11 protein-coding genes are annotated in these 13402 nt (G+C 62.7%); 2 read left to right on the top strand and 9 right to left on the bottom strand.

What is annotated here, in order from left to right; genetic code table 11:
* Window positions 1-2 precede the first annotated feature (2 nt).
* From rbbA to phbB (HH800_RS08660), 5 genes are all read right to left on the bottom strand, one after another.
* Window positions 3-2780, bottom strand: coding sequence for a ribosome-associated ATPase/putative transporter RbbA (rbbA, locus tag HH800_RS08680; RefSeq protein WP_010338729.1), 2778 nt, complete (start codon window positions 2778-2780; stop codon window positions 3-5).
* On the bottom strand, window positions 2777-3850 hold the full coding sequence (locus HH800_RS08675; RefSeq protein WP_010338728.1) for an HlyD family secretion protein: 1074 nt from the start codon (window positions 3848-3850) through the stop codon (window positions 2777-2779). The genes rbbA and HH800_RS08675 overlap by 4 nt, the downstream gene beginning before the upstream one ends.
* Complete coding sequence (locus HH800_RS08670; protein WP_232313660.1) at window positions 3847-5271, bottom strand: efflux transporter outer membrane subunit; 1425 nt, start codon at window positions 5269-5271, stop codon at window positions 3847-3849. Before HH800_RS08670 ends, HH800_RS08675 begins: the two co-directional genes overlap by 4 nt.
* A 134-nt stretch (window positions 5272-5405) precedes the next feature.
* A complete protein-coding gene (locus HH800_RS08665) occupies window positions 5406-5858 on the bottom strand; it encodes a hypothetical protein (RefSeq protein ID WP_010338725.1) in 453 nt (150 codons plus the stop codon).
* A 104-nt stretch (window positions 5859-5962) separates the two neighbouring features.
* Window positions 5963-6691 (bottom strand): acetoacetyl-CoA reductase, encoded by a 729-nt coding sequence (phbB, locus tag HH800_RS08660; protein ID WP_010338723.1) that lies wholly within the window; start codon window positions 6689-6691, stop codon window positions 5963-5965.
* 166 nt (window positions 6692-6857) lie between these two features.
* On the opposite strand from phbB (HH800_RS08660), the gene HH800_RS08655 reads away from it, so the two are divergent.
* The gene (locus HH800_RS08655) at window positions 6858-7526 is read left to right on the top strand and encodes a TetR/AcrR family transcriptional regulator (RefSeq protein ID WP_169860763.1); all 669 of its coding nucleotides are present in this window, start codon (window positions 6858-6860) and stop codon (window positions 7524-7526) included.
* 20 nt (window positions 7527-7546) lie between these two features.
* On the opposite strand, the gene lptB is transcribed toward HH800_RS08655, so the two are convergent.
* The 4 genes from lptB to HH800_RS08635 form a co-directional block, all read right to left on the bottom strand.
* Window positions 7547-8329, bottom strand: coding sequence for an LPS export ABC transporter ATP-binding protein (gene lptB, locus HH800_RS08650; RefSeq protein ID WP_010338721.1), 783 nt, complete (start codon window positions 8327-8329; stop codon window positions 7547-7549).
* Between the two features lie 20 nt (window positions 8330-8349).
* The gene (locus HH800_RS08645) at window positions 8350-9534 is read right to left on the bottom strand and encodes an acetyl-CoA C-acetyltransferase (RefSeq protein WP_010338720.1); all 1185 of its coding nucleotides are present in this window, start codon (window positions 9532-9534) and stop codon (window positions 8350-8352) included.
* Between the two features lie 27 nt (window positions 9535-9561).
* Window positions 9562-10284 (bottom strand): acetoacetyl-CoA reductase, encoded by a 723-nt coding sequence (phbB, locus tag HH800_RS08640; protein ID WP_010338719.1) that lies wholly within the window; start codon window positions 10282-10284, stop codon window positions 9562-9564.
* Between the two features lie 91 nt (window positions 10285-10375).
* Window positions 10376-11116, bottom strand: a complete 741-nt coding sequence (locus HH800_RS08635; RefSeq protein WP_029547887.1) for an SDR family NAD(P)-dependent oxidoreductase — start codon at window positions 11114-11116, stop codon at window positions 10376-10378.
* Window positions 11117-11641: 525 nt separating this feature from the next.
* On the opposite strand from HH800_RS08635, the gene HH800_RS08630 reads away from it, so the two are divergent.
* The gene (locus tag HH800_RS08630; RefSeq protein ID WP_010338717.1) at window positions 11642-13399 is read left to right on the top strand and encodes a PHA/PHB synthase family protein; all 1758 of its coding nucleotides are present in this window, start codon (window positions 11642-11644) and stop codon (window positions 13397-13399) included.
* Window positions 13400-13402 lie beyond the last annotated feature (3 nt).

The raw sequence follows: 13402 nt of genomic DNA, 5'->3' as shown, positions 1-13402 counted from the left end.
GCTCAGTTTTCCTGCTTCTTGAGCAACACGACGCACAGGCCCAGAATCACCGGGAAGGCCACGGCCAGCGCTAGCAGCGGTTGGGCAAGGTCGCCGAAGCCGAGGCCCTTCGAGAACACACCGCGACAGATCGTCACGAATTGGGTAGTCGGGAAGAGATTGCCGATGAAGGCTCCCGCTCCTTCGAGCGACGAAACCGGATTGATCAGACCGGAGAACTGCACCGCCGGCAGGATCGTGCCGATGGCGGTCGAGAACAAAGCTGCGATCTGGCTGCGCATGAAGATGGAGAAAAGTAAGCCGATCGCGGTGGCGGAGAGGGTGTAGAGGAAGGCGCCCAGCGTCATTGCCAGGATATTGCCGGTGATGGGCACCCGGAAGACCAGCCATGCCAGGAGCACCAGGAGCACATAGTTCGCCATAGCCAGGGCCACATAGGGTAGCTGTTTGCCCAGCAGAAACTCAAAGCGGCCGATCGGCGTCACATAGAAATTGATGATCGATCCCAACTCCTTCTCGCGCACGACGCTGAGCGCGGTCAGCATCGCGGGGAACAGCAGGAGAAGCACAGGGATGACGGCCGGCGCGATTGCGACAAGACTCTTGACGTCGGGATTGTAGCGATAGCGCATCTCGACATCGATCAGGCCGCTCGACGGCCGCGCGCCCAGTTCCTGCACGGCCATTTCGCTCAGCCACTGCGCGTGCATCGCCTGGATATAGCCCTGCACGGTCTCGGCCCGCTGCGGCATCGCGCCATCCATCCACACACCGATCTGAACGGGGGTGCCACGCCGGATATCGCGCGCGAAATTGGGCGGGATCTCGATGGCGAGACTGAGCTCTCCGGAGCGCATGCGCCGGTCGAGCTGGGCATAGTCGCTGATTTGCGGCCGCTCGATAAAATAACGGGAACCCGCAAGGTTGAGCGCGTAATTCTCGCTCGTTGTTGTCGCATCCCGGTCGAGCACCGCGAACGGCAAATTCTCGACATCCATGCTGATGCCATAGCCCATAATGAACATGAGCAGCACGCTCCCGAGCAGAGCCAGCGTTGCGCGGATCGGATCGCGGTTCAACTCCAGCGCCTCGCGGCGGGCATAGCTCATCACCCGGCGGCGACTGAAGACGCGCGAAGAGGAGCCGGGTGCGCGATCGTGAGTATCCGCCTGCGGTGCAGCGACGGCGCCAGTCGGTGCATCGCTCCCTGTCCCTGCGGCGTCCTCCAGATAAGCTATAAATGCGTCTTCGAGATTGGCGCTGCCGCGCTTTTCGATGATGGCTGTCGGTGTGTCGCTGATCAGCACCTTGCCCGCGTGCATCAGCGAGATGCGGTCGCAGCGCTCGGCCTCGTTCATGAAGTGGGTCGAGATGAAGATCGTTACCTTGTCGTTCCGCGACAGGTCGATCATCATCTGCCAGAACTGGTCGCGCGCGATCGGATCGACGCCCGAGGTCGGCTCGTCGAGGATCAGCATCTCAGGCTTGTGGATCATCGCAACGGCGAGGCTGAGCCGCTGCCGCTGCCCGAGCGGCAGCGCATCGGGCAGTGCCTCCATGATATCGCGTAGACCGAAGCGGTCGGCGATCTCTGTCACCCGCCCGGGAATCTCGGCCGATGGTACATGGAAAAGCTCGGCGTGGAGCACGAGATTCTGGCGGACGGAGAGTTCTGAATAAAGCGAGAAGGCCTGACTCATATAGCCGACCCTTTTGCGCGTCGCCATGTCGTCACTCTCGACCTCGCGGCCAAACAGCCAGGCCTGCCCTTCGGTCGCCTTGAGCAGGCCGGTCAGCATCTTCATCGTCGTCGACTTGCCGCAGCCGTTCGAGCCCAGGAAGCCGAATATCTCACCGCGCTCGATCCGAAAATCGACATGATCGACGGCGGTGAATTCGCCAAAGCGCATCGTCAGGCCCTTCGCCTCGATCGCGACGTCCTCGGCGCCGGTATCGCGCGGCGGGATCGTCACGGGCTTGTGGCCGCGCCGGCGCTCCTCGGGCAGCAGTGCGATGAACGCTTCCTCAAGGGCCTTCGTGCCGGTGCGCTCGTAGAATTCCTCCGCCGTACCGGTGGCGAGGACCTTTCCCGCGTCCATCGCGATCAGCCAGTCGAAGCGAGCGGCTTCCTCCATATAGGCGGTGGCGACCAGCACGCTCATCTGTGGCCGGTCGGCGCGGATACTATCGATCAGATCCCAGAATTGCGCGCGCGACAGCGGATCGACGCCCGTGGTCGGCTCATCGAGCAGCAGAAAATCGGGATCGTGGATGAGCGCGCAGCACAGGCCCAGCTTCTGCTTCATGCCGCCCGACAGCTTGCCTGCGGGACGCTTGCGAAATGGTTCAAGGCCGGTGCTTTGGGTCAGCTGTGCTATCCGCCGCTCCCGCTCCCGCGCGCCCTGACCGAACAGTCGCCCAAAAAATTCGAGATTCTCGTCGATCGAGAGCGTCGGGTAGAGATTCTTGCCCAGGCCCTGCGGCATATAGGCGATGCGCGGGCAGACGGCTTCGCGATGATGCCCGTCGGCCATGTTGCCGCCCAGCACCTCCACCAGACCGTCCTGAATCGCGCGGGCACCGGCGATCAGCGAGAACAGGCTGGATTTGCCGACGCCATCGGGACCGATGAGCGCAACCATCTTGCCGGGCGGAATCTCGATATCCACGCCATCGAGCGCCAATGTCTTGCCATAGCGCAGGCTGACACCGGCGAGACGTGCCGCTGGCCCGGCGTCCAGGCTCGGCTCGTTTGCGTTGCCCGTCACCGGATCGCTCAACGAACGGTCCGGATCGCGAGCTTCTCCGGCCACGCCACGCCTGGATCGATGCGCACATAAGCCATGCCCGGCAGCCCCGTCTTGACCTGGCTGATGTGTTTTTCGAGCAGCGCGGGATCAATCCGCGCCTTGACCCGGAACATCAGCTTCTGGCGCTCGCTCTCCGTCTCGACCGTCTTGGGCGTGAACTGCGCCACGTCGGCGACGAACGAGACCTTGGCCGGGATCACGAAGTCGGACGCGGCATCGAGCACGATGCGGACGTCGGTGCCAAGCGCGACCCGGCCTGCAACCGTTTCGGGCAGGAAGAAGGTCATGTAGACGTCGCCCAGATTGACGAGGTTGAGCACCCGCCCGCCGCCGGCGACGATCTCGCCCGGCTGGGCCACGCGATACTGAACGCGCCCGCCGGTGGGCGCGCGCAGGTCGCTGTCGCGGATATCGGCATCGATCCGCTCGATCGTCGCCTTCACCGCATCGACATTGGAGCGTGCGCCGATGACCTGACTGCGCGCCGTACCGATCGCGGCATCGACCGCGGCAAGCTGGGCCCTGGCCGCTTCGACCGCCGCAGCGGCGCCGTCTACCCGCGCCTGATCATCGTCGCGCTCCTGCACCGCGGTCGCGCCTTCGCGCGCCAGCGTCTCTGAACGCCCGAACCGCTTGCGCGCGGCATTGAGTTCAGCCTCACGCTGGCGGACGCTGGCAAGGGCTGCCGCGCGCTCACTCTGCCGCTGCGACACCTGGCTTTGTGCTGTCTGAATGGCGTTGAGCGCCTGGGCGAGTTGCGCCTGCGCTTCGGACCGCTGAGCGCTCAGGACATCGACGTCCATATGCGCAACCACTTGCCCCGCCTTCACGAAGTCGCCTTCATCGGCAACGATGTCGCGGATCCGGCCGGGCGACTTTGCCGCGACGTCGATCTCGATCGCCTCGATCCGGCCATTGCCGCTGACGATGCCTTCCGGCAACCCCGCGGGCTTGAGCATTTGCCAGAGCAACAGACCGGCGGCGACCACCGCCACGAGGATGCCGCCCCGGATAATCCATGTTTTTTTCGGGGTCGTCATCGTGCCAGGTTCCCGGTTTGAGGTGCGTTGATATCGAAGGCGGGGTTCGCGACGAACCCGCCGCCCAGTGCAGCGTAGAGGGCGATCGCGCTCGCAAGCTCGGCGCGACGCAGTTGTACCAGCGCCTGCTCGGTATCGAACAGGTCGCGCTGCGCATCGAGCACCTCGAGATAGGCCGATCGACCACTGTCGAAGCGCAATTGCGCCAGCCGGGCCCGCTCCCGCAGCGCGTCGAGCATCGTCCGCATGCTGTCGATCTGCAGCCCCAGCTGGCGACGGCGGACAAGCGCGTCGGAGACGTCACGGAACGCTGACTGGACAGTGCGCTCATAATCGGCGACCGCAATGTCTCGCCGCGCCCTGGCGACGTCGAGATTGCCCTTCAACTGACCGGCGTTGAAGATCGGCAGGCTGATCGTCGGGGTGAAGCTCCACGCGCGGCTGCCGTCCTTGAACAGGCCATCGAGTTCGCTGCTGGCCGTGCCGAATGCGCCCGTGAGGCTGATATTGGGCAGGAAGGCCGCCCGCGCCGCACCGATATTCGCGTTGGCGGCGCGCAGCGCATATTCGGCGGCGACGATATCGGGCCGGTTGACCAGCATATCGGAAGGCAGGCCGGCAGGCAGCACGACATCGGGCGCTGCCTGGATCAGGCCCAGGGGACCGGGCACAATCTCGACCGGATGCCCGACCAGCAGCGCCAGCGCGTTGCGGTTGATTTCGCGATCCTGATCGAGTGCCTGCAACGTCGTTCGTGCCTGGGCTAGCAATGTCTGCGCTTGCGTCATCTCGAGTTTGGAGCCCGAGCCGACCTCGTAGCGCCGCCGCATGATCCGCAGCGACTCTTCACGCGTCGTAATGGTGCGGGTCGCGATGGCGACGCGCTCTTCATATTCGCGCTCGAGCAGATAGCCGTTGGCGACCTGCGCGATGAGATCGGTCGCAACCGCGCGCCGCGCCTCCTCGGTCGCCAGATATTGCGCTCGCGCCGCCTCGCGCAGGTTGCGCAGGCGACCCCAGAAATCGATCTCCCAGCCCGCGCTCAACTGGGCGTAGATCTGATTGCCTGTGATCGGCCGCCCGATGAGGGACAGATCGGCCGGCGTCCGGCTCCGGGTTCCCGTCGCCACCGCGTCGAGCTGGGGATAGAGCGCCGATCCCTCAATTCGCCAAGCCGCCCGCGCCTCCGCGACACGCCCCGTCGCGATGCGGATGTCGCGATTATGAACCAGCGCCTCGCCGATCAACGCCTGAAGTTGCGGCTCCCTGAAAAAGTCGTGCCAGCCGATGCGCGCGATCACGGGGGCCTCGCTCTCCTGCGCGGCATAAGTGTCGGGCACAGGCAAGGCCGGGCGGACATGCTCTGGCGCGAACGAACAGCCGCTGACGAGGAGGAGAAGCGATGCCGAGAATATTGGCACGCATCTGGAGCAAAAATGATGCCCGCTTATGCCGGAATCTTCCATACGCCCCATATGCACCCTGCTGCTTTTCGAAAAGGTTGGGGTTCACCTTCACTCGCATGTGAAGGTGAACCTCGTTGTGCGTAAGGCTTTCAGGCTTGCGGCGGCGCTTTCTGGGCAGGCTTGGGCGGTGTCACGGGTGCCGGAGCCGGCGTCGCCGCGGAGAACAGGCCGGACCAGGACTGAAACAGGCTCTGGGGCTGAAACAGGCTCTGGAACTTATCGGTCAGTTCCTTCGGCGCCGAAGTGTCGGAGACGACATCCTTCCAGGTGGATTGCCACTCCTCGACCGCGCCCTTGACCTTGGAGAGCGTTTCCTCGCGGCTCTTCTCAAGATCCGACAGAATGGCGGTGCCTGCCTCGCTCTTGAACCCAGGGAACTGCCCGGGCTTGATATCCTGGATCTGGCCGGCAAAGCCGCTGGCCGCCTTGCCGCCGATCTGCAGATATTCCTCGCCGCTGGTTCGTGCGATTTCGGCGAGCTTGAATGCGAGCTGGCCATTGGCCTTTAGCAAATTGACGATCTGATCAACCGGATAGGTCATGAGAAGAAACTTTCTGACAAAGTGGGGGGAGAGAAATTTGCCGGTGTTTGTTGCGGCGCAATATCGGGGATTTCCGAAAGGCCCGCAGCGAGTGCCACGACGTTTCACCCGTTGGCGATATATTGGCCGCCGTTGATGGAGAGGACTGCGCCGGTACAGAAGCCGGCTTTTCGCGAGGCCAGATAACAGACGGCTTCGGCAATCTCATCGGGTGCACCGAGACGCCCGACCGGAATACCCGCGATAATCCCGTCGCGGACCTCCTGCTTGACGGAGGCGACCATCTCGGTGTCGACATAGCCAGGACATACCGCGTTGACGGTGATGCCACGCGACGCATTTTCCTGGGCCAACGCCTTCGTGAAGCCGATCACGCCGGCCTTGGCAGCGGAATAATTGACCTGTCCCACCTGACCCTTCTGCCCGTTGATCGAGGAAATATTGACGATCCGGCCATAGCGCCTCTCGCGCATGCCCTCGATGATCGCGCGGGTCATGGTGAACATCGAGTCGAGATTGGTGCCAAGCACCGCACGCCATTGCTCCCAGCTCATCCGGTGAAACATGCCGTCGCGCGTGATCCCGGCATTGTTGACCAGCAGATTGACCGTTCCAAGCTCGGCCTCGACGCGGCGCACACCTTCCAGACATTCTGCCTCGTCCGCGACATCCCATTTAAAGACAGAAATACCCGTCTCCTGCATGAACCGCTCTGCCGCCTGGTCGTTTCCATGATAGATCGCAGCAACTGCATAGCCCTCGGCTTTCAGGCTTTTCGATATGGCTGCGCCGATGCCACGCGTTCCACCAGTGACCAGTGCGAGTCCAGACATTGTCCTATGTTTCCCGTTCCTGTTTTCCGTCCTCTCCGGCAATGATGAACGATCCCCCGGATCGCCATTCGTATGTATACTTAGTAGTTTTATTATCGGCTCGTTCTCCGGCCCTGACAAGTCAAATATCATGGAATTTGACGCAGACGTCGCTAGGGTTGGCATCATGAAGCAACAAACGCCGAAGGGTCGCGATATTCCGCTTCCACCGCGCAACCCAAAAGGCGGCCGGCCGACGCAGGAGGTCGCTGCGCAACTTGGCGCCCATATTCTTGATGTGGCGCTCGAGGAGTTCATCAACCGTGGCGCTGACGGCGCGAGCATGGAATCCATCGCCGCCAGCGCCAACGTCTCCAAGCGCACTCTCTATTCGCGCTTTGGCTCCAAGACAGAACTTTTGCGCGCGGCTGTAGAGCACGGCTTGTGCCGCCATCTCCGACCGATCGCCTCCACGATCCCGAAGGGGCTACTTCGCGACCGGCTGTTGTTTGTCGGCAGGAAGATGCTTGATTTGTCGCTGAAGCGGGAGGTGATCGGCCTGGAAGCACTGATCCTCTGGCTGTTGGACCATGAATCTTCTCCAACGGCTGCACCAACGCTTGGTGCGTCCGAAGGCATCAGAATTGTTCGATCGATCCTGGAAAGCTCTGAGTGGAACCACAGCATGGACGAGGACGCGCTGCAGTTCTTTGCGCGCCATATATTCGACACACTCGTTATGGTACCCCGCCACCTTATCCTCGTCCGGCGCGAGTTTCCAAATACACCCACTGCCAAGCGCGCATACCTTACTCAGGCGCTCGACATCCTGCTCTGGAAACGAGACACCACCTGATCGGACTGCCAAGCGGGACGTCACGGGAGGAAGTTCTCGCCTAAATATAGGCGCCTGACTTCAGGATCACGCAGCACGGCCTGCGGAACACCCTCGAAGAGAACCTTGCCCTCATGGATGACATAAACACGGTCGATCAGTTCGAGCATTTCATGGACGTTGTGGTCGGTGATCAGGACCCCGACATCGCGATGCTTGAGGTCGCGCACCATGAGTTTGATATCGACGATCGACAGCGGGTCGATGCCGGCGAACGGTTCATCAAGCGACATGATCGCGGGTCCGGCCGCCATCGCCGGGGCGATCTCGCAGCGCCGACGCTCGCCGCCCGACAGCGCCATGGCAGGGGTGTCGCGAACATGGACAATGTTGAACTCGGCCAGAAGCTGTTCGAGATTCTCATGGGCAGAGGCGCCATCTTCGGTAGTCGCCTCCAGCACCGCCATGATGTTCTGCGCCACGGTCATGCCCCGGAAGATCGATGCTTCCTGAGGAAGATATCCAAGCCCCCGCCGCGCACGGCGATCCATTGTCATGGCGGTTATATCTTCCCCGTTCAGCAGCACGCTGCCCGCGTCGATCGGCGTCAGACCGACAATGGCGTAGAAGCACACGGTCTTGCCAGCGCCATTGGGGCCCAGGAGGCCGACGATCTCGCCAGCACCCACCGTCAGCGAAATGCCCTGGATGACCTTGCGTTTGCCATAGGACTTCTCGATGCCAACGATGGCCAGGCGTTGATGCGCGGAGGGACCGGCGCCTGGATTATCCATCGCGCCGGACACCTGCGCCGACATTGTCATCGCATGCGAATCGGCGTAGTTCAGGACACGCTCTCGAGGAGAAGCGCAACCCCCTGCCCGCCGCCGATGCAGAGCGTCACCAGGCCACGCTTCAGTCCGTCGCGACGCATCGACTGCAGCAGGCGCGTCGTCAGCACCGTGCCCGTCGCGCCGATCGGATGGCCATGGGCGATGGCGCCGCCTTCGACATTGACGATGTCCTCGGGGAGGCCAAGTTCCCGGGTGACGGCGATCGCAATGGCCGCAAACGCCTCATTGATCTCGACCCGCTCGAGATCGGCCACCGCCCAACCCGCACGATCGAGCGCCTGACGGACAGCCGGCACCGGGCCAAGGCCGAACATCCCAGGTTCGACAGCGCCGACACCAAAGGCGACCAGACGCCCGAGCGGCGTGACCCCATGCTGCTGCGCCCATTGCTCGCTGGCGACGACCATCGCCGCCGCGCCGCTGTTGAGACCGGGCGCATTACCCGCGGTAATGCTGCCTTCAGGGCGGAAGGCCGGTTTCAGCCGTGCGAGGCTCTCCAACGTCGTGTCCGCGCGGTTCTGCTCGTCGCGCGCGAAGATCGTCGGTCCTTTGCGACCAGCTATCTCCACCGCCACAATCTCGGCGTCGAATTTACCTTCGGCCTGGGCAACGCTAAAGCGCTGCTGGGACCGCATCGCCCAGGCATCCTGCGCCTCGCGCGTGATCTGGAACCTGTCGACAAGATCTTCGGTGACCCAGCCGGAATGCTGGTTGCAGAAGGCGTCGTTGAGACCGTCGTGTAGCATCGCGTCATGGAGCTTGCCATCGCCCATGCGGTAGCCCCAGCGGCCCTTCTCGATCAGGTAGGGCGCTTGGTCCATATTCTCCATCCCGCCGGCAATCGCAGCACTGGACAGCCCGAGCATGATTTCCTGCGCGGCAGTCGCGATGGCCTGGGCGCCCGAGCCGCAGACCCGGTTGACGGTCATCGCCGGCACATTGTCCGGAATGCCGGCACCGATGGCCGCCTGCCTAGCCGGGTTCATCTTTGCGCCAGCTTGCACGACCTGTCCCAGAACGACAGTATCGATGGTGTCACCGCCCACGCCCGCGCGTGCCAGTGTCTCGCGAACGGCTATGCTCCCAAGGGCAGGCGCAGCCATATCCTTAAGGGTGCCACCATAGGCGCCGATCGCGGTACGGACCGGCGCACAAAGAACGATATTGGATGCCATGATTAGTGTCCTTCCAGTGCAGGCCGTTCAGGCCATATATTTGCCGCCATTGATCGAAAGGGTGGCGCCGGTGATGAACCCCGCCTCGTCCGCCACCAGGTAGAGAACCCCGCGCGCGATCTCCTCGGGATGGCCGAGCCGACCGATCGGCACGCCCGAGAGAATGCCCTGCATTGCCTGCTCGGGCACTGCGGCGACCATTTCGGTATCGGTATAGCCTGGCGCGATCGCGTTGACCGTGATGTTTCGCGCGGCGCCCTCAAGCGCCAGCGCCTTGGAGAAGCCGATAACGCCGGCCTTGGCTGCGGCATAGTTGGTCTGTCCAAACTGTCCGGAGAGACCGTTGACCGAGCTGATGTTGACGATACGGCCAAAGCGGCGCTCGCGCATCCCCTCGATAACTGCCCGGCACATGTTGAAACAGCCACTCAGGTCGACATCGATGACGCTGCGCCATTGTTCCTCGGTCATCTTGTGCAGCGTGCCGTCGCGGGTGATACCGGCATTGTTGATGAGCACATCGACCGGACCGAAATCGGCGACGACCTGCGCGACACCGGCCTGGCTGGCGGCGAAGTCGGCAACGTTCCAGCTGTAGACAGGGATACCGGTTTCTTTTGAAAAGGCTTTCGCCTCTTCGTCATTGCCGAAATAATTGGCGGCGACGGTAAAACCCGACTTTTGAAGCAGCGTCGATGTAGCGGCGCCGATGCCGCTGACGCCACCGGTGACAAGAGCGATGCGAGACATGAGTATTCCTTTCTGACATCAGAATTCGTTCTGAGCGAAAACGCGCGCGGGCGCGGTCTTGGGCGCGCCGCCACCCGATCAGGCGAAGACCCTATTGGGCCAGATAGCCTCCATCGACGGGGTAGTAGCCACCAGTCATGAACGACGCCCGGCCGGACAGCAGAAAAGCGACGAGAGCTGCCACTTCCTCGGGCTGCCCGAGCCGTCCGAGCGGATGCCGCTCGACGAGTTCGGCCGCGGGTTCGCCCTGCGCGCGGATCAGGGGGGTATCGATCACGGCAGGGCCGACAGCGTTGATCCGGATGCCCTGCCGCGCATAGTCCATCGCGGCGGTCCGGGTCATGCCGACCACTGCGTGCTTGGCCGCGGTATAGGCGATCGTGCCCGGCAGGCCGATCATCCCGCAGATCGAACTCATGTTGACAATGGCGCCGCCGCCCGAGCGCAGCATCGCAGGGATCTGGTAGCGCATGCCGAAAAAGACACTGTCGAGATCCACGCTCATCACGCGCCGCCACTCGTCGAGAGCATATTCCCCGGCAGGCGCAGAGGCGCCGCCCACGCCGGCATTGTTTACGGCGAAGTCCAGCTTGCCGAAGTTTTCCAGAGCGAAGGCAACCATGGCTTCGACCGCCGCCGCGTCCGAGACATCGACCCTGATGGCGATTGCCTGTTCGCGACCGATTTCCGCCGCGAGAGCATCTGCACGGTCCATGTCGAGATCACCCAGCACCAGCCTAACGCCGGATACGGCAAGCTCGCGAGCAATTGCCGCGCCCAAACCCATCGCGGCCCCGGTTACGATTGCCACCCCTCCTTCGAAGTCTGTCATGCGTCCTCCTTGTCCGATCAAGAATGCTGAACGTGCCAACGTCCGCCAGAACGATGCTGCCGACGATCGGCCGGAAGCTGTAGACGGGCCTGCTCCCCGAGGGCCAACGCCGCCATTGGTAACTATACCTATGCGTTTCGTATTGGCGCAGGGTTCGGAGCTGTGCTTCTGAGCGAAACTTGGACCAAAGCGGCCATACCGCACCGGCTCGTCCAACGAGTCGGCCCTTATGCCGCGCCAATGTTTACGCCATCGGAATCCGCCTGCGGCGGTTCAGCTGCATTGCTAAAACCGGTTCTGGCCTAAATGGCACTTGCCAATATCTATCCTACACAGTACCGTTATCGAGCCGGGCGGGAGACTGGGTTTGGGGTGGGCGCGAGCTTTCGCTCTCGAACCAGTTGATGGCGGCCTGGCGAAGCAACGCAGTTTGGCAAAAAGGTAAACCGGAGGGGATAATTACGTAATGCGAGCTTTCGTGTGACGCCTCACAGGGGAGATCATCCCCAACTGGAGTACAAGTTCATGGTCGCTGCGGATGCTCACCCATCGCCAGATCCCCTTGATGGCATCGCCGAAACCCTGGATCGCGCGGCTGTCGCCGCGATCGCGCAAGCCACCTTCGGCCTTTCACCGGCCACGCTCATCCAGGCTTTCTCAGAATGGGCGCTCCATCTCTCCATCTCTCCCGGCAAGCAGCTGCAACTGGGCGCCAAGGTGGCGCGCAAATATGCCCGGCTGTTCGACTATGCCTTGCGCAGCGCCAGCGATGCCGATGCCGCGCCCGCCATCGAACCGCTGCCGCAGGACCGGCGCTTCCGGGACCCGGCATGGAAGCAGCCGCCGTTCAACATCCTCTCGCAGGCTTTCCTGCTGAACCAGCAATGGTGGTACGCGGCGACGACCGGGATCGGCGGCGTCTCGAAGCATCATCAGGAGATGGTGGAATTCGGCGCACGACAGATGCTCGACATGCTGGCGCCGACCAACTTCCTGGCGACCAACCCGGTCCTGCAGCGCAAGATCGTCGAGACCGGCGGGAAATGCCTCATCGAGGGTTTCCAGCATCTGCTGGAGGACATGCAGCATAGCGTGCGCGGCCTGCCGCCGGTCGGAACCGAGAATTTCAAGGTGGGCGAAAATGTCGCCACTGCGAAGGGCAAAATCGTCTTCCGCAACCGGCTGATGGAACTGATCCAGTATGAGCCGACGACCGAGACGGTGCGTCCCGAGCCGATCCTGATCGTGCCCGCCTGGATCATGAAATATTACATCCTCGACCTGTCGCCTGAGAACTCGCTGGTCAAATGGCTGACCGGCCAAGGCTATACCGTGTTCATGGTGTCCTGGCACAATCCGGGCAGCGAAGATCGCGATCTCGATATGGAGGCCTATCGCCAGTTGGGGCCAATGGCGGCGCTCGACGCGGTGAACGCCATCACCGGCGCGCCCACCGTTCACGCGGTCGGCTATTGCCTGGGCGGCACGTTGCTCTCGATCGCGGCGGCTGCGATGGCGCGCGATGGCGACGATCGGATGGCCAGTATCACGATGTTCGCAGCCCAGACCGAATTCAGCGAGCCCGGCGAGCTCGGCCTGTTCATCGACGAGTCGCAATTGAACGTGCTCGAGAACATGATGTGGAGCCGTGGCTATCTCGACAGCAGCCAGATGGGCGGCGCGTTCCAGATCCTCAAGTCCAACGATCTTGTCTGGTCGCGCATCCTGGGCGAATATCTGATGGGCGAGCGCCCGCCGATGAACGATCTGATGGCCTGGAATGCCGACGGCACCCGTATGCCCTATGCGATGCACAGCCAGTATCTGCGTCGCCTGTTCCTCGACGACGATCTCGCCGAGGGCCGATACAAGGTCGATAGCAAGACCATCAGCCTGTCGGCCATCCGCACACCATTGTTCGTAGTCGGCACCGAACGCGATCATGTGGCACCCTGGCATTCGGTCCACAAAATCCATTTGCTCATCAGCGCCGAGACTACCTTCGTGCTGACCAGCGGCGGGCATAATGCCGGGATCGTCTCGGAACCGGGCCATCGCGGCCGTCGCTACCATGTGATGACCCGCGAACTCGACGGTCCTTCCTATGATCCCGAGGACTGGCTGGCACGCGCAACGCCGAAGGACGGCTCCTGGTGGCTCGAATGGGGCGCCTGGCTGGATGCGCGCTCGGGTAAAGCTATTGCCCCGCCGCCGATGGGCAATGCCGACAAGGGCTATGCGCCGATCGGCGATGCTCCGGGCCATTATGTGCTGGAGCATTGAGCG

This window comes from Sphingobium yanoikuyae (genome assembly GCF_013001025.1).
GTDB lineage: Bacteria > Pseudomonadota > Alphaproteobacteria > Sphingomonadales > Sphingomonadaceae > Sphingobium > Sphingobium yanoikuyae_A.
Note: the sequence above shows the minus strand (reverse complement) of the source record. Positions and strands in the feature narration are given on the sequence as shown.

Coding starts and splice junctions, on each gene's coding strand:
- HH800_RS08635 (WP_029547887.1), bottom strand. CDS start 11,116: ATGACAGACTTCGAAGGAGGGGTGGCAATCGTAACCGGGGCCGCGATG.
- HH800_RS08630 (WP_010338717.1), top strand. CDS start 11,642: ATGGTCGCTGCGGATGCTCACCCATCGCCAGATCCCCTTGATGGCATC.
- phbB (WP_010338723.1), bottom strand. CDS start 6,691: ATGTCTGGACTCGCACTGGTCACTGGTGGAACGCGTGGCATCGGCGCA.
- HH800_RS08645 (WP_010338720.1), bottom strand. CDS start 9,534: ATGGCATCCAATATCGTTCTTTGTGCGCCGGTCCGTACCGCGATCGGC.
- HH800_RS08675 (WP_010338728.1), bottom strand. CDS start 3,850: ATGACGACCCCGAAAAAAACATGGATTATCCGGGGCGGCATCCTCGTG.
- HH800_RS08665 (WP_010338725.1), bottom strand. CDS start 5,858: ATGACCTATCCGGTTGATCAGATCGTCAATTTGCTAAAGGCCAATGGC.
- phbB (WP_010338719.1), bottom strand. CDS start 10,284: ATGTCTCGCATCGCTCTTGTCACCGGTGGCGTCAGCGGCATCGGCGCC.
- lptB (WP_010338721.1), bottom strand. CDS start 8,329: ATGACAATGTCGGCGCAGGTGTCCGGCGCGATGGATAATCCAGGCGCC.
- HH800_RS08655 (WP_169860763.1), top strand. CDS start 6,858: ATGAAGCAACAAACGCCGAAGGGTCGCGATATTCCGCTTCCACCGCGC.